Genomic DNA, 17,292 nt, shown 5'->3' with positions numbered 1-17,292 from the left:
TTGAATGTAAAATTGGTTCGAATAATTCAGTTTGAAATGTCTAAAGCCGTTATAATTGTACAACCACTTTACCAATTGTACGATTTGTTTCAACCTGAAGATGGGCTTTAGCCATTTCATCAAATCCAAATACATGAGATATATGAGGTTTCAATATTCCAGTTTGCAATAAAGAGGCAATATGGTTCATATCTTGCCCATTGGAATAAACAGACATAAAATAGCAGGCATGAAGTTGTTTGTCCTGAGCCTTTAATTCATCTTCTTTTGTATACCCCGATGGCAATGTGACAATAGTACCGAATGGCTTCAGCACCTGTACCGATTTTTGAAAATTAACACCTCCAATAGCTTCCAGTACAAAATCAATATCATGCAAAACTTCTTCGAAGCGAACATTTTTATAATCAATAAATTCATCTGCTCCTAATCCCATTACAAAATCTTTATTTGTTGTAGAACCGGTTGCGATAACATTTGCCCCAATATGTTTTGCTATTTGTACAGCAAAATGTCCTACACCTCCTGATGCAGCATGGATAAGGACTTTATCATTTGGTCTTAGCTTACCATAACGATCAAAAGCCTGCCAGGCCGTTAATGCTGCCAGAGTGCTGGCGGCAGCTTCAACATGAGATATGTTGTTTGGTTTCAGAGCAAGATGTTCAACGGGGGCGGCAACATATTCTGCATACGCTTTGCCATGTCCCACAAAATTGATCATCCCAAATACCTGATCCCCAATTTTAAATTCAGTGGTTTCATTCCCTATTTTAACTACTTCCCCCGAAATATCCCAGCCCAAAATCAAGGGATTGTTCATTACCAGATCTTCTGCTAACGGAGCCTGCCGACTACGAACTTTGACATCCACAGGGTTAATACTAATGGCCTTTACTTTAATAAGGACTTCGTTTTCCTTTATTGCAGGTACTTCTATATCCTTATAGATGAGGCTTTCAACACCTCCAAACTTTTCTAGTACGATTGCTTTCATATTTAATTTGTTTACGCAAAAATAGACTGTAAAAAACATGAAAAACAGGTACATTTAAAGCTTGTTTGGGTATCTTTGTATCTATGGTAAGAGAAAACATCCATCAGTCCCTTGAAGTATTCTATGAAAAAGTAGAGGTATGTCCGCTGCGTGACAGGCTATTCAATTTTTTTGAATTGGTATATGTTATTTCCGGAAGTGGAGATCATTTGGTCAATGGAAATAAAATTGCTTACTCTGCCGGAGATTTGTTTCTGATCACACCCAATGATTATCATGGGTTTGACCTGAACGGAATTTCTGAATTTCTGGTGGTTCGATTTGGAGAAAACTATATTCGGGAATACCAATGGAAAAGTATAGATCACATTGAATGTCTTTTATATTACGCTTCCCATCTGTCAGGTTCTGTACTGGTTAATAATGATGATAAAAAAATGACAGGTTTGCTCATACAGAATTTACAACAAGCTATAAAACATCAGTCTGTTTACAATGAAGATCTGGTGCGTCACTTGGTCAATGCCGTGATTGTAATTGCTGCAAGAAATATTGCTGTGATCAAACCAGAAAAGATTTCCTCCGGAGCAGATCTACGTATTTTGCAGATATTGGATTATATTCAGGAAAACATAAGACAACCTAAGCTTCTGAAAATAGAAACCATAGCCAATGAATTTGGATTATCATCAACGTATCTTGGGAGCTATTTTCGTAAACAATGCAATGAATCTATGCAGCAATATATTTCCTCATACAAAATCCGTTTGATAGAACATAGATTGCGTTTCAGCGATAAAAGGGTACATGAAATTGCCGATGAATTTGGATTTGCCGATGAAAGTCACATCAATAAGTTTTTCAAAAGACACAGAGGAAAAAGCCTTAAGGCTTATAGAGTAGAGGTAAGTGACTGAACATAAGCCCATTCAAAAATCTAAAGATCACTAAATACATTGATAATAGCGGCAATAAGCTCTTTTTCTACAGGGGGATTGGAAGATGCTTCCGGCACAATTGCCCGCAGGTTACCCTCATCATCGCGCTCGAAAACTACTTCACAGCCATCAACATCAACGTAGAATTTGTAACCGTGAGAGAATGTTGCCAGTCGTACATTGAATGTGAGATCTTTGCCTTTATAGGTTACGGGTAATTCAAATTCTTCCATTAATTGCTGGGTCTATGTATTTAAAATTCTAAGCAAAGTTCGGAAATCTTATTTAAAAATACTTGTTTTAGGGAGTGTTTTAAGGTGTTATATTGTAATGTGTTGATTGTAAGGGTAAATTGTAGTCGTAACAGATGCTTTGTGGAATTTTTTCAAGGAAGATATAGTATGGTTAGGATAAAAAACACTTTTAGAATGGAATATTTTAAATAATAATGAATATCTTGCCTTTTTGCATGAAAAAGTCTGGAGGTAGTAGTATCTATTGGCTTATAAATTGATGCTACAAGTTTTACTGAATTTTGATTATTAATGAACAAATCGGCTATATTTTTAATTTTCTTTTTAAATGGTTTTTTCTTTTTAAATGCACAGGAAAAAAAAGACTCCCTTTATTACAAAATAGAAGAGTTTTCGGATCAGAGAAAAGTGACCAAATTCATTCATCGTTTGATTTTTCGACGGGAAGCAGATTCTACTTCTGTTAAATCCAGAACAGAAAAAATGCTGCAGGAAACTTATAACAAAAAGTACATCAGAAAGATCAGGGTAGAAACCATTGACCCTTTTGGATATGATTCTAAAGATGATAAAGAAAAATTAAAATGGTACGATTGGGTTAAAGATCATCTTCATGCTCCCACAAGAGCTTCTACGGTTGATAATTATTTACTTTTTAAAGAGGGTGAAGAATATAATGCGCAGAAACTCTATGAATCTGAACGTTTACTGAGAGCAACTCCTTTTATCAATAGAGTTAATATCAGCGTGAATGAAAGTACTTCCAGCAAAGACTCTATCGATGTCGTTGTAAGAGTTCTTGATTCCTGGAGTTTAAAGCCCAGAATTAGTTATTCCGGAAGCAAAATTGGTTTAGGAGTCACTGAAGAAAATGTATTGGGATTAGGCCATACGCTTGATTTTCTTTATAGAAATGATTCCAAAGAAAAGCAGGACTATCTTTTAGGAAGTTATACCACCTATAATCTTTTGGGGTCCTATATCAATGCTCAAATTTTGGGAGAAAGGGACTTTGTAAGAAATGAAAGAATTAATTTCAATTTAAGGAGAGACTTTTTCTCTCCCTTAACGAAATGGGCAGGAGGCTTTACGTTCGAATATTTTAAGCGAAATGTTTTACTTCCGACAGAAACTGATGCTGGTTTTCCTGAAGTTCAGATTAAAGTCTACAGTCAGGATTTATGGGGTGGTTATCAGATTCCTATTTCATCTGATTCTAATGAAAAAGTCTCGAGTAATATTGCTGTGATAGGACGCTTTCAGAATTATCAGTATAAAGACAGCCCGGGAATTGACCAGTATAAGTACTTTAGCTCCTACAACAGCTTTCTGATGTCTGTTGGGTTTATCAACAGAAAATTCTCGGTTCAGAAGAATATTTTTCAATATGATCTGCCGGAGGATATTGCTTATGGTAATTCATTGAATCTTACCGCAGGAGCTTTATCAAGAACTAAAGAAGTGAATCCTTATGTGGGAATTTCTGCGTCCTATGGTAATTTTACGAAACTAGGATATTTCAATGTAAAAGCTCAGTTTGGAAGATTTTTTAATGAGGACAACCAAAATCGTGAGTCTTTTCGTCTGGATGGAACCTATTTTACCAATCTTCAGGATTGGAAATTCGCCAAAGCAAGACATTTCTTTTCTCCGACTTTAGCATTGGGAAATCCACAGCATAATTATTCTTATAAAGACAGAATAAATCTTACTTCTGCAGATGAATTTCCTGTTTACAATTCGGACTATATCGGAACCAAAAAGTTGGTGCTAAGATATCAGCTTCAATTGTTTATTAATAAAACCTGGAAGAACTTCCATTTCAGTCCGTACCTAACGGCGGCAGCAGGTTGGCTAGGGATGCCGGATGACAAACTGTTCTCAACAAAGACAAATACAAAAATAGGAATTGGTGTTTTAATTAATAATCCGTATTTGGTTTTCAACAGGATTCAAATTTCATTCACTTATTATCCTCGTGTTCCTTTCGATAATAATTCTGCTTTAGACTTTAACAGTAACCGAAATAATATGTTACCAATGAATAGTTTTACAACAGATATTCCTCACTTTGTGAATTTTGGAAATTAATAGTTCAATCGGTTATCATCCGACTGATGTATTAGACTGTAATAATTCGAGATTAATTCAGTAAGCAAAAAATACAGTTCGATTCTTTTCGGTCTTATGACCTTATTAGGATCGAACTGTTTTCAATATTTGATAAGTGGATGTTTCTTAAAAATTAATCTTAAACGATCTATTTCTTTGGATTTAGAGAAAGGTTATCCAAGTAAACAGCTTGATGTATACCATTCAATAAAACTTTCAGTCCCAAATGCGAGTCTTTCTTTAAAGAAATATTTATCACTTTTTTCTCCCCAGTTATCTTTGAAGGTTTAGCAATTGAAACATATGATTTTGTGTCAGAAGGATTGTTTATTGAGAAAAGCTCCAGTGTGGTTTCTCCTCCGTTATCAGAAAGATCAAGGGAAAGAGTATAGTTTCCTGCCTTAATTTTTGGAGTTACTAAATACATATTTTCTCCCGGGTTGGTCATTGAATAAAACGTGATTTTTTTATCCTTGGCATAAAGCATTGCTTTTCCAGACTGAGCAGTCCAGCATTTGTTGATATCCTTCCATGTATCAAAATTTTCTACAAGTGTAGATACTGTTTTACACTGTGCATTGGCTGTTAGAAATCCGCCTAAAACAGCTATTCCCGTTAATAAGAATTTTTTCATGTTATACTATAAAATTGTTAAGTAAAAATAGGTAAAAAGGCTGTATTGGAAAGGTCTTGTTTTTATGATTTAAGTTAGGTTTATAGATTCCGGATTATTATTTTTTTGCTGAAATGTACTGCCATAAAATATCGCTGATAATTGGGATTGTCTTATTCTTCAATTCTCTCTAATATTGATTAATATGATGAATAATATTGCAAAGCATGAAAACAATAGCATTTAGTTTCCTTTTTATGTTGACTTCAGCCACGGCTTGTACACAAAAAAAAGAGGATTCTCCATTAATTTCTCCAAAGATGAAGACCATAAATAATGTTCCTTTTTTAACAAAGCAAAATGATTTTATTTATGTTGATAAAACAAGTCTGAAACCGATCACTAATCAAAAATTCAAAAATGCATCAGTATACACTCCTACAGGTTTTGCTACAGTTGGAAATGAAAAAAATGGATATGCAGTCATAGATGAAAATGGAAAAATAGTTTTGGATTTTTCAGACAGCGAAATCAGTTTAAATGTTGTAAACGGGCTTACATTTTACCTAAAAGAGATTGAATACGAAAAGAAAATGCCTGCCTGGAAATGGGATTGGAATATCATGGGCGGCGATATCAAGAAAGAACAAACCTATCATAAAACAGAGATTGGAGTTTTAGAAACCAAACAAATCTTATTGGATAAAGACATTCCTTATCTGGATGATAATTATTATCTGAACATTGTTTCAGTAGACGAAAATCACGTTTTTTGGAATGGAGATCTTTACGAAATAAAAAAAAACCGGTTAAATAAAATAGAAAAAGATATTGCGGAGCTGTTAGAGAATAAACGTTTTATCAAAGTTTCAAATACAGATTTTTCAATGTATGAATTGGGTCAGAAAAAAGCAATTCACAGCGGAATGAAAGGTATTGAAACACTTCAACTTCAGTTTGGGAAAGAAACCATAACGATGACGGAAATTAATAAAGAACGTTATGAGCCGGAAGTTCCTAAGCTTTTAGCAGACAGTAAAACCAATGATGTTTATCCTTTTCCACAGTACGAAAAGGTATTTCCGAAAGAAATTACAAAGGCAACGGCTTCACAGATCGACTTCATTAAAAAAACTTCACTGGTGTATTCTATAACCAATTCACCTTATTTTTTATTGGGCGTTTTTAATTACGATCATGATGTCTGGGCATTTGATTGGCTTTATATTGATACCAAGGGAAATGTTGTAGATTCTATTGATAAATATAATTTTAAGGTTTTGGACCAGATCGGGAATATGGTTTGGCCTGATAGAAGAATGATTTTACCCAATCAATTCATTAATAAAAACTGGAAATTCGGAAAAATAAAATCTTATCGAGGGATGAATAATTGGTATCTTATTCAAATTGAAGACGAAAAACATTTGAAAACCATGGGCTTGTGGAACAGTGATAAAAATATTTGGGAGATAAAGCCTGAATACCATAATATCTCAGTTTTGGATACAGAAAAAGAGATCTATACTCTTCAAAAAGAGGAAAAGGGTTTATACACTCTTTATGATAATAAGACTAAAAAAAGTATTGGATCAAAAGCTTATAAATCAATTAGTTCAGACGGTTTGGTGAATACCAAGCTTAGTTCGGAGGAAAGTACTTATTATTATATTGATATCTATTCCGGGAAAGAATACAAAGAATGATCATATAAATATGCTTGCCGTCATTTACATAAATCTATCCACTAAATATTTAATTTGAATATGCTTTCATCTGCAGATTTACACCTTGAAAGAGCATTGATTCTTACTGCCTTGATTCTATTTTTAGGCGCAGGATTTTCCTGTATGCTCATTATTTTTACTATTAATTCTGTAAGAAAAAAACAGAAAAATACACTTTATTATATCCTTTCGTTTCTAATTTCCGGAATTATTGTATTAGCTTTAGTCACATTTTATTTTTATATAATGTTAATTGAATAGATTGAACTTTATATATCCTGAATCATCTGCCAAAAACGAAATAAACCGTAACGTATTAAACCCGTTTCAGAGTAAATTATATGCTCCGGAAAAGGATACAAAGAGAATTAAATAAGAAATTTAAATAGTACAACTATGATTTTCAGAAAGTTATTGCCTGCTGTTGCTTGTGTTATAAGTATATCATCTCTTGCACAGATAAGAACAGGCGTATATTTTTCTTCAGATAAAAAATACAATGAAATTATTGAAGATGTTGGAAATCCCTTACCAGGAAATCCGGTGATGATTGTACAATCATTTGTTCCTAATTATGGAAGTTATATTTGGTTTTTGAATGAAAGCAAGTCTGAGAAACCTGCTTATTTAGATGAAAGTCCAAAAGATTTGCATGCCGGTATTTTTTTGGAAGATCATGGCGGCCTCATTCCACAGATCACCTTTAAAGACTTTGCAGGAGGCCTGGCACAACCTAAATATCTCATTAATTTCTGTGAAATTGGCGATGCAGACCATAATGGTTTTCCTGAATTTTATCTTACTTATTTTGAAGAATCAGACGGATTAGATGCTAAACCTTTGAAAGTTATAGTGTATACAAAGAGTGAAAAAATATTTTCAAAAGCAAAAATTACCGGATGGATCCCATTTCAGGAAGAAGATCAATATCGGGAAGAAAAAGATACCAATTTCAAATTATTGCCCAAAGCAATAAGATTGAAAGCTGAAAAAATACTGAAAGATGCCAAAAACGGAATGAACTAGCATATTTATGAAACTACCCAACCACTGGCACAGCTTTATCAAAATATTTCAGAAGAAATTTGATTCTGAAATAGTATATGGCTTAGTACATATTTTTCAAGATGAAGAAACCATCAACGAGCGCTTTACCACTTACGAGTTCGAAACATATTTACCGGATTATATTCCCGTAGCTGACGACTCTGGTGGGCAGGTAGCTGTAATTTATAAGAATGATAAGGATACAAAAGTATATCTTACATCGTACGGAACATTACAGGAAAAAGAGCTCAGAATATTGGACCGTGATTTACTGCATTGGATGCAGCAAAAATTTCCTTTTGATAAAGAAGATAATAAAACACCTGAAATAACAGTGGAACAACAAGCTGTATTTGAAAGAGAAAATGAACAGCTGCTGCAAAAAGTTAATCAATTTCCATCGCTCCAGAATTTTTTGAAAGAAACCTATTCAATTGAAAATTTAAGTTTGCCGGAAAACTATCCGGTAATGGAAAATATTTTGTCGTTCCAAGAGGGATATGCTTTTAGTTCTGTTGTAACTGAAAAATTAATAGGAGAAAAGGTTGGAGACTTTAAGGATAGCTGGTTAGTTATCGCCAGTAACTATTTTGCAGATCCTTTTTTTATTGATTTTAATGATGCAAAGGAGAATTTTCCTGTATACTTTGCTTTTCATGGTGCAGGAAAATGGACGCCTATACAAGTTGCAGATAGTATAAGTGAATTTCAAGAAATACTAAACAAGATTTTCGAAAATAGATTTGACAAAAACTATCTTGATTCTTTTGTAAAGGAATTGACAATTTCAGGCAATGAATTTTGGGAGGAAGTGTATCAAAATGTATCAGAGTTACCAGATAGAACTGAGGAAGAGCAAAGCCAAAAAAATTACGAATCCGATTGGCGTGAAGCAGCAGTTTACATCACAGATATTGGACCAAATAAAATGAAAATTGTTTCTCTATTAAAGGTAGCATACAAATTATCAGGAGGTGAAGCTCTTCAAATGAGTAAACAAAACCGAATTTTATATCACAAGGGCCCTTACAAATGGATACAAGGAAGTGTCCAAGAATTAGAAAGTTTAGGGGCAACAGTAGAAACAGTCATGCTATAAATTTATGATGATGATGGGGTAAAGGAACATCTTAAAAATGATGAAAAACCACCATTTTCAGGGATACTTTCATACAACAGCTTTAATTATCTTTAATTCAAAGATTAATTGATAAAAAGCAGTGAAATATTTCATTATTTTAACTTCATTTTTAACCCTGTCTGGCTGTAATACCAATGCTCAGAAAATGCAGGTTACTGCCATTTACTCAGAACCCAAAAGGGTTACAAGAGAGATTCCGGAAACAGGCGCAACACATACTTATACGACCCGTAAAGAAGCTACGGAACGTCTTCATCCTATGATTTTCATGCTTTCTAAAAATGCTGAAATATTCAAATTTCGTCTACAGGGAAATATCAGTTCTAGCGGACATACCATTCATCAGGTGAGAAAAATTCGTTTTGAAAAAGGAGAGCAAACTGGCAATTCCATTACCTTGAAATATTTTGTTGAGATCAAAAAAAAGCCGGGTAAAGAAAGTACGAATGTGCTGGGTTATAATTATATAAAAGATGAAGTTTACAAAATACCAGATGATATTAAAGTAATAAAAATCGAATTGTACGAGGATAGGATCAATGAGATATCAGATACAAATCCCAAGCTTATTGCCGAATCAGTCTTTAATTTTTTTGCAAAAACCTAAATACTTGAAAATAATAATACATATTTCGGAACGTAAATTAAGATATTAATTCTAGAAAATTTTACAGCTATGAGACGGTTTCAAAAACAGGAGTTCAACACTGTACCCCAATGTTGAGAATTATTTTTTAACGGAATGGAACGCTCTTATTGAAAATATTAAATATTAAGTTATGGGTAAAAGCAATAATAAGATAAATCTTAGTGAAGAAGAGGCTGTAAAAATAATTGTTGAGCTTGATCAGATTGTTGTTTCATTCGACAAAATAAAAAGTCATTTTGCAGAAGAAAAGGATATTCAGAAACATGATAAGACACTCAGCGATTATATTGTTAACGAAAAAGTAAATCAGACACTGGCACAAGTCAGAAGCCTATTATCTTCCAAATTTTCGCTTACAATAGGTGAAGATGATAAAAACGATCTGGAAAGAGCATGTAGTAGAAATCAATATTGGTCTCCGGAAGATAAGGAATTTCTTTCCCTTTCTTCCAATGTTGAAAATTGGCATGAAGAGAATTTATCAATACTTACTCATTCGATAATCAATGATTTTAATTGTCTCTATCAGCTTTTAACCAAGAAAAAACAAAATATTTATGCCTTTGCTTTGGTATTGGATGATGATTGCATAACTGCTTATTCGGTAGTTTCTACAAAAGAAAGCCTAAAGAAAATTCATAAAAATAAAGAATGGGACGCTCCTGAATGGTGTTGGGGTGTAGGAGAGGGAGATGTGAAAGATGGAGTAAGCCATTTTATTGAACAGCTATTGAAGCATTATTGGAATAATATTGCACCGCTATTTAAGCAAGGGTTTGATTATGCTCCGGAACGTCAAAAGAATTTGCAGTTATTTACAGATGCAATGTGTAGGGCCAAGCATGAGCTCGTGAAAAAATATGGCAATGAAGTTGAAAAGATGGCTTTCTACATCAGTATACCGGGAGAACCGATTGTAGAAAAAAACAGTGCATTAGCCATTAATAATAAAGATAATACGAAAGTAAAAGAGCTATTGGATAGCTTATACATTTAAAAACGGAGTACATTCTGCAGATTAATTTGAAAACAAAATTCAACGAAGCGGAAATCAAATGTATTTTATTTTAAAAATATCCATTTTATATGAATATGAAATTAATTGATTGTTGCAACCATAATTTACAAACATTTGGAGTGGTTTGCGGACATCTTAAGACCAATGGGAAAAATTTAGGCTTCCATGAAGAGGAAGCCGAAGACCAACGAAAACCCGATGCATGGTGCAATGATTGTCATGAGCGTTGGCAATTCATGAAGCAATCTGAAATAGAAAGAGAGCAATGGGAAGAGATATGCGATTTTAAAGTTGTATGTGGAGTTTGTTATGAAAAAATTAAAGAAGAAAATCAAACAGTCAATAATTTTGATATAGAAGTTTTGCCTGTTGAAAAACTTAAAAATCAACTTTCCAAACAAGAATATTCAACCATGGCAGCTGAATATTTTCCGGTATGGGTACCTGATTTGTACGTGGATATGATTTCAACTCTTGAGACACAGATTATTTCTATAGAATCAAAATTACTGAATGTAGAAGAAGCATTGAAGATGAATTTATATAGAGAAAAAACAGATGAATGGATTTTTGCAACAAGCACAGGCGAAGATTATTGGACGTTTGATAGGGAGCAAAACATTATTTATTATGAAAGATTAGGGGATGAATTTGTTACAAAAAAAATGAATATTCATTTTGATCAATGGTTACAGCTTTGTTTTGTTCTGCAAAAATTAGATCGTATTCAGGAGAAATATCTGGTTACTATTGCCCTTCAGAAAGCATTACAACAAAGCTTCTCCATCATCAATCCTGTATTAGTTGATCACTTTAAAAATATTATTTAATGATAAATCGTCTGGGAAATATCAAGGATGTTTAGTAAATCAGGTTAAAACATACATATGAATACTTTACAAGATTTAGAAAAAGAATTTAATTTTACTTATCCTGAGCTTTGAAAAATTAAACATAAAATTTGATTATTGGAAATAGAGTAGCAGACTCAATAATTATAAAAAACACAATGATGAAAAAGAATTTTGTCCTCCCGTTTTTGAGTGTCTTGTTGATTATCCTCTTCAGTTGTAAAAATCCGGAAAGAGAAAAAACAAATTTCCAGAATTATCTGAAAAACACCAACTGGATTGTTGATAGTGGCGGACTTATGACCCCAGATGGCGAGAAAACCTATGATTTATCCAAGAGAATAGATACTGCTATTATTTTCAACTTTCATGCTGTAAATTTTTTGGATGAAGAAAAATTCAAAAGTTATGACGCATGGCAATGTGGAAACGATTGCTTCACAGAGGTACATGGCAGATATTATTTTACGGAAGCCAACCAGATAAAAATGGAAGTAGATAGTATTAGAAAATCTGAATTCTGTGATGTACCTACCCAAATTTTTAAACCATCAAAAGAGATGTTTTTTAATCTTGTAAAAGAAAAAGAGAAACTACAATTAGTAAGAAAATAAAATGACGTTTCAAATGTCAAATTTCAGTATGATATGAAAGATATAAGAGAAGGATTTAACCACCATAAAGTTATTCTGAAAATAAAACAAAAAATTGAGAATCACTATTCTGATAAATTTACATATGCTATGCCTGATTGGGCTATGATGAGTGCTGCCCCTGATATTATATCCATTCTTACTATTCATAGTGAAGAGGGAGTACAGATAGCAAAACAAAAAGTTAATTTTCCAGTTGATTTTTATAACATTTCCTCTGTTGTAGACTATGTAGATTTTTTATCTCATCAAATGAATACTCAGAAAGAAATAATAGGATATGTAGTTTTTTATAATAAGAATACGCTCATTATAAAAGATCCCAATTATTTGCAGGATTTGACTGCATTTCAAGAAAATGAACTTAACAAGTATAACCAGGCTCAATCACAAGTTGATATTTCTCTCATGCTTACAGACCAAAATTGGGACGAAGTAAATGTACTTGATGATTTGTTAAGCTAGATGGAATAAATACACTTCAGTTAAAATTTAAAAGAAAATAGAATGACAGATTTAATAAGAATATTCCCTGCTTATGAAGCCGTATTTTATGATGACATTGAAAATCATAAAAAATATTTTCTTCCGATTTGTTCAATTAATTTAAAGATGATTGATCCATCAGAAGATCAATGGCTGCATATTGTTTCTGTAAAGGAAATTTATGACGGTTGTGTCGGGGAAGATAAGCCGGAATATCACACACAATTTACTAAAGCCGATATGTTTGGCTTTGATGTTATTGACGGCAAATACAAATTTGATGCAGATTGGAATTATTTTTCAGCACATACCGAGATTTTCCCGGAAGATTATGGTAACAATTATTCAGATGTAGAGATTGAATACAATATGAATGATGCGATGTATCAATTAAAAAAGGAATATTACCAAAAACACAATAAGCTTTATGATAAAGATTTCAATCGTCCGGGTTTAGAGGTTTACGACATTCGCCGTTTAGAGCGTTTACGAAAGCTTACGGTTGAAGATCTGGAGAAAGATGGTTACTCAGAATATGCAGAGGAACGTTTGCAAAATAAGCTTTTCGGTATTCTTGAAGAACTTAATACCAATGCGCTCCCCTTAGAAGAATGCAATTTCGGAGGTGGAAACCTCATTGAAAAACCCTTTAAAACCGACGGAACCCTGATGGATTATATTGCATGTTTGGAAGGTTATGATTTTCAACAAAATTCGGCAGACCAAGTGTTTTTATTTTATGACAAAGAGCTTAAAAAGGCAGTCATTTGTTTAGAATACACGTAATCTGATAGAAAATTCAACTTTGCAAAATATATAAGAGAAAAAGAAAATGGAGAATAAAGAAATCTGGATAGACGGAGATACACTTTTTTATAAAGATCATGGTAATATTGAAAATGCAGACATTAATGCAATAAAATATGCTTATGTACAGATTTTAGGAGATGTACCCTTTCTGTTTGTCTTTGCAGGTCATCAACACTATATCTCTACTGAACTACATGGTTTTGAAGAAGTATATCACGAACTATCAGATCGTTTTAGTTTTGATAACGAAACTTTTTTTGCCGTATGTGAGGCCAGAAAAGAAGATGAGAAAGTAAAAATTTGGGCAAAAAAAATGCTTCAGAATTATCAAATCCTGGAGGAGTATCATGATGATGGTGATTTGGGCTACGAAGTATATACAGAGCCTAAACAAATGATATCCTGGGATACTACCTATGAACAATTGGAAACATGGGGTTGTGTAGAAGCTTATTTTACCGACTTCGGAGCTAAATATTTAAGATTCAAATATCCGGTTAGAATAGAAAGTATTCTTATTGATCAATTGGAAATATATACAGACAATATCAGTACTAATCGCCCTGTACAGGAGTTTTTCGTAGACCTGTACGATGAAACCAATACCGATAAAAGCTACAAAAAACTACGCGAACTCTGGATTGATGACGATATTGATATTAATAGTTACGGTTATGAAAGAGACGACCAATGTTACCTGCAATTTGCTTTGGTGGACGGTATAAGTGCTTCTATTTGCTATACTTATGATAAGGAGTATGGATATGACGATGGAAGTACATCGCTTCATTTTTATAACAAAAGACAATACAAGTATTTTTTAGAAAATAAAGAATATGAAGAAGTGATGGAAGTCTCAGAATTACTATCATTCCCCAATAAATTAGAGTTAAGTGTTAAATATATTGATAATGATGGAGTTAAACATATTCCACTTAAAGTAAAAGAACTGCTGCAAGAAAAAAGTGGTATCTGGCTGGACCGTGTTAATAATAAAATCGGATTTGCAGGAATAGATACTGCATTGATTTTAGACCTTGAAGAAATTAAATATTTTACCCTTCAGAATGTTCTTCCTGCAAAAGGAGCAGGGTATGCAGATTTTATTGTTCATCTTAAAACAGAAAATTATTTATATATTTTTACAGAGGACACCTATTTCTTTGATCAGTTTGCTGCACAATTGGAGCAAATGACGAAAAGGTCGGTTGAAATCCCCCAAGCGTATTATAACTGTTAAATCATGCATATCAGATGTATATAGGAAAGCCTGGAAGAACTGACTATTGAAAATAAAGGCAAATTGGTGGATAAAAATATTTCTTTTCTCGATAAAATCCCAAATCTGAAGAAACAGCCTTGTCAAGGCTAACAAAATTAATTAATGATGAATAATTTTCAAGCCAATTTTCCTTTAACATACCAATTATTGGGTGCTTGGTTTAGCGACATAGATTATGAAGATATTACATATGAAGAGGTGATTAAAAACTATAAAAAGGTAACAAAGAAACAGAACTTAGAGTTATTAAAATTAGAATTACCAGAATTAAAAAAGGAACTAGATAAAAATACGATTAATCATTAATACATATCTCATCTTTCTAATATTTATTTTGAAAATAATGATGATGTATTGAAATGGCTGAATGAGATATTGATCTATCTGGAAGAAAATTAAACAGGAAATCTTTCGCTATAGGGCATGGTTTTCAAAATGGATGAGCGGGTATTTTGCCTATATTTACGTTCTTTAATTCAATACAATTTAAAAGAGATAAGGGTTTGATGTACAGGTTATTATTTATATTTACTTTACTTATTTGTCCGTTTTTTGCTCAAGCACAAGATGTTTTAAGCAAATTAGAGAAAGAATATAGCCATGCTTCAGACAATACAATAGAGCAGCTGAATCTTGCTCCCAAATATGCGACTGCCTTATTTTTTCATAACCATAAGGCTAAATCATATCAGATTTTACAAACCAATATTTCTATTGCAACAAAACAGTCCGATGGAAAGTATGCCACCATTCTGTATGCTGTGCAAGCTATGAATTACAGACTTGACAATAAAGAAACTGAATCGTTAAAAAGTCTGGAGACAGCAAAGAAGTATAGTTTAAAGACCAATAATAATGAAGCTAAAGGCTATTTTCAATATGCAAAGGGTTGGATTCTAACGCGTAACAATAAAACGGAAGATGCTGTTGCTGCCTACCTAAAAGCTATTGATTATTACGAAAACTCACCCACAACATCCACACTCTACGGAAGGTTTGGTAACGTAGCCAAAGAGTTGTCTGCCATTTATTCTAACCTTAATGAATACCAACTGGAAGAAAAATACAGCAAACAGTTTTTGCTGTTAGCCTCCAAACAAAATGATCCAAATCTTATCTTCGATGCATATATGCGAATGGGGTATGTGTACGAACAAAAATACGATCAGAACCCATCGAATATAGACCTAAGAAATAAAGTAGAGCAATATTATTTACAGGCTATCACGATTTTTAACAAACGTAAGGATGCCATGCTCAACAAAAGCAGCCTTTCTTATGCAGCCATTAATTTGGCCAATCTGTATACAGGTTTTGATAGAGATAAGGCCATGCAATACGCCCAGTTAGCCAATACTGTAAGTCTGGAAACAGGTGAAGCTATTCATATCGCTTCTTCATTTGGGATTATGGCTGAACTAGCCATGCAAAATAAAAATTACGATCTAGCCAAGTCTTATTTTCTAAAAGCTTCCATGGAAATTGGAAAAAGTCCGGTTAGAGATCAGAATATAGAATTATCTATTTTAGAATCTTTGTCTCGAATTAGTGAAGAACAAGGCAATTATAAAGAAGCGCTGACGTATTATAAAAGTTATGTTGATAAATACCAAAGCCTTTACAATCAGGAAAAACTGGATATTACCAAAAGACTGGAATCTCAGTTTGAGAAAGAGAGACAGGAACAAAAATATATCAAGCTGCAGCTGGAAAGTGATAAAAAAGCACAGCAAATCAGCTTGATGAACATTCTTCGGAAACAGCGCGAACAGGTTTATAACAACTTAAAGCTGGTAGAAGAAAATCAGCGAGAACGTCTAAAGTTTTCTGAACTTGAATCCGAAAAAAGAGCGCAGCAGCTTCGTTTATCAAAGTTAGAAACACAGCAGAAAAACAACGATATTAATACCATTAAAAAGCTTCTAGCCTACAAGGAAAAGATCAATACATATTACGCCATTTTCATTTTTATCTTCATTGTGTTAATTGCCCTATTGTTGTATGCTTACAGGCAACGTGTTCATTCTTTGAAACAAAGAGATGAACTGCATGCTTTGGCAATGGAAAAAGAAAAACAAAATTTAAAAATATCTACGCTTACGGCATTGCTTGAAGGACAGGAACAGGAGAGAGGCCGCTTAGCTCGTGATCTTCATGATGGGTTGGGAGGTTTGCTTTCAGGAACTAAACTTCAATTGTCTTATTTAGATCCTCATAAAACCCAAACCATACAGGAGGGAATTTCAAAATCGATTGGCCAGATTGATGGTGCTGTAGAAGAATTGAGACGTGTAGCACATAATTTAATGCCTGATTTATTAATGAAATATGGTTTGGAAGTAGCCATTCAGGAATTTGCATCCCGCATGTCCAATGCTACGTTAAATATTCATACCGAATTTATAAAATACAGCAATTCCATATCACAAGACAAGCAATTATTGCTGTACAGAATCATTCAGGAGTTGGTAAATAACGTTATAAAACATGCCGATGCCTCCGAAATTATTATTCAGATAAGTGAAGAAGAGAACGTATTAAACCTTACGGTGGAGGATGATGGTAAAGGCTTTGACCATGCAGCCTTAGACATGAGAAAAATAGCAGGTTTTCATAATATAGAATCAAGAGTCCAATTTTTAAAAGGAACGATGAACATCATCTCCGAATTGAATATTGGAACCAGTATAGAACTTCAAATTCCTATTCATTAA

General features: G+C 33.3%; 17 protein-coding genes. 14 read left to right on the top strand and 3 right to left on the bottom strand.

Features of this window, described 5'->3' with window-relative positions; all coding sequences use genetic code 11:
• Positions 1-49: 49 nt before the first annotated feature.
• Complete coding sequence (locus C1638_RS06210; RefSeq protein WP_109619277.1) at positions 50-997, bottom strand: NADP-dependent oxidoreductase; 948 nt, start codon at positions 995-997, stop codon at positions 50-52.
• Between the two features lie 65 nt (positions 998-1,062).
• Between C1638_RS06210 and C1638_RS06205 the strand changes: the two genes are divergently transcribed.
• Positions 1,063-1,914 (top strand): AraC family transcriptional regulator, encoded by an 852-nt coding sequence (locus tag C1638_RS06205; RefSeq protein WP_228428057.1) that lies wholly within the window; start codon positions 1,063-1,065, stop codon positions 1,912-1,914.
• Between the two features lie 20 nt (positions 1,915-1,934).
• On the opposite strand, the gene C1638_RS06200 is transcribed toward C1638_RS06205, so the two are convergent.
• A complete protein-coding gene (locus tag C1638_RS06200) occupies positions 1,935-2,168 on the bottom strand; it encodes a hypothetical protein (protein WP_109619275.1) in 234 nt (77 codons plus the stop codon).
• A 312-nt stretch (positions 2,169-2,480) separates the two neighbouring features.
• Here C1638_RS06200 and C1638_RS06195 point away from each other — a divergent pair, with 312 nt between their 5' ends.
• On the top strand, positions 2,481-4,280 hold the full coding sequence (locus C1638_RS06195; protein ID WP_109619274.1) for a POTRA domain-containing protein: 1,800 nt from the start codon (positions 2,481-2,483) through the stop codon (positions 4,278-4,280).
• A 169-nt stretch (positions 4,281-4,449) separates the two neighbouring features.
• Here C1638_RS06195 and C1638_RS06190 read toward each other — a convergent pair whose 3' ends face one another.
• Positions 4,450-4,935 carry a hypothetical protein gene (locus tag C1638_RS06190; protein ID WP_109619272.1) on the bottom strand — a complete coding sequence of 162 codons (486 nt, stop codon included), beginning with the start codon at positions 4,933-4,935 and terminating at the stop codon, positions 4,450-4,452.
• 206 nt (positions 4,936-5,141) lie between these two features.
• Here C1638_RS06190 and C1638_RS06185 point away from each other — a divergent pair, with 206 nt between their 5' ends.
• The 12 genes from C1638_RS06185 to C1638_RS06125 all read left to right on the top strand — a co-directional run bounded on the left by C1638_RS06185 (position 5,142) and on the right by C1638_RS06125 (position 17,292).
• The gene (locus C1638_RS06185) at positions 5,142-6,620 is read left to right on the top strand and encodes a hypothetical protein (protein WP_109619269.1); all 1,479 of its coding nucleotides are present in this window, start codon (positions 5,142-5,144) and stop codon (positions 6,618-6,620) included.
• A 417-nt stretch (positions 6,621-7,037) separates the two neighbouring features.
• Positions 7,038-7,667, top strand: a complete 630-nt coding sequence (locus tag C1638_RS06175; protein ID WP_109619265.1) for a hypothetical protein — start codon at positions 7,038-7,040, stop codon at positions 7,665-7,667.
• A 7-nt stretch (positions 7,668-7,674) separates the two neighbouring features.
• Entirely contained in the window at positions 7,675-8,787 is a 1,113-nt protein-coding gene (locus C1638_RS06170; RefSeq protein WP_109619263.1) for an SMI1/KNR4 family protein, read from the top strand.
• Between the two features lie 121 nt (positions 8,788-8,908).
• Positions 8,909-9,436 carry a hypothetical protein gene (locus tag C1638_RS06165; RefSeq protein WP_228428054.1) on the top strand — a complete coding sequence of 176 codons (528 nt, stop codon included), beginning with the start codon at positions 8,909-8,911 and terminating at the stop codon, positions 9,434-9,436.
• 172 nt (positions 9,437-9,608) lie between these two features.
• A complete protein-coding gene (locus C1638_RS06160; protein WP_109619260.1) occupies positions 9,609-10,475 on the top strand; it encodes a DUF4303 domain-containing protein in 867 nt (288 codons plus the stop codon).
• Positions 10,476-10,564: 89 nt separating this feature from the next.
• Positions 10,565-11,326 carry a hypothetical protein gene (locus C1638_RS06155; protein ID WP_109619259.1) on the top strand — a complete coding sequence of 254 codons (762 nt, stop codon included), beginning with the start codon at positions 10,565-10,567 and terminating at the stop codon, positions 11,324-11,326.
• Between the two features lie 182 nt (positions 11,327-11,508).
• The gene (locus C1638_RS06150; protein ID WP_228428052.1) at positions 11,509-11,961 is read left to right on the top strand and encodes a hypothetical protein; all 453 of its coding nucleotides are present in this window, start codon (positions 11,509-11,511) and stop codon (positions 11,959-11,961) included.
• Positions 11,962-11,994: 33 nt separating this feature from the next.
• Positions 11,995-12,465, top strand: coding sequence for a hypothetical protein (locus C1638_RS06145; protein ID WP_076355552.1), 471 nt, complete (start codon positions 11,995-11,997; stop codon positions 12,463-12,465).
• Between the two features lie 42 nt (positions 12,466-12,507).
• Positions 12,508-13,272 carry a hypothetical protein gene (locus tag C1638_RS06140; RefSeq protein ID WP_109619257.1) on the top strand — a complete coding sequence of 255 codons (765 nt, stop codon included), beginning with the start codon at positions 12,508-12,510 and terminating at the stop codon, positions 13,270-13,272.
• A gap of 46 nt (positions 13,273-13,318) precedes the next feature.
• Positions 13,319-14,536: a hypothetical protein gene (locus C1638_RS06135; protein WP_109619255.1), complete on the top strand. Its 1,218-nt coding sequence runs from the start codon at positions 13,319-13,321 to the stop codon at positions 14,534-14,536.
• Between the two features lie 147 nt (positions 14,537-14,683).
• Entirely contained in the window at positions 14,684-14,884 is a 201-nt protein-coding gene (locus C1638_RS06130) for a contact-dependent growth inhibition system immunity protein (RefSeq protein WP_228428050.1), read from the top strand.
• Positions 14,885-15,084: 200 nt separating this feature from the next.
• Complete coding sequence (locus C1638_RS06125; RefSeq protein ID WP_109619253.1) at positions 15,085-17,292, top strand: tetratricopeptide repeat-containing sensor histidine kinase; 2,208 nt, start codon at positions 15,085-15,087, stop codon at positions 17,290-17,292.

It is taken from the genome of Chryseobacterium oncorhynchi (assembly GCF_002899895.1).
Classification (GTDB): Bacteria; Bacteroidota; Bacteroidia; order Flavobacteriales; family Weeksellaceae; genus Chryseobacterium; species Chryseobacterium oncorhynchi.
The sequence above is the reverse complement of the archived record's forward strand: the minus strand, read 5'-3'. Positions and strand labels throughout refer to the sequence as shown.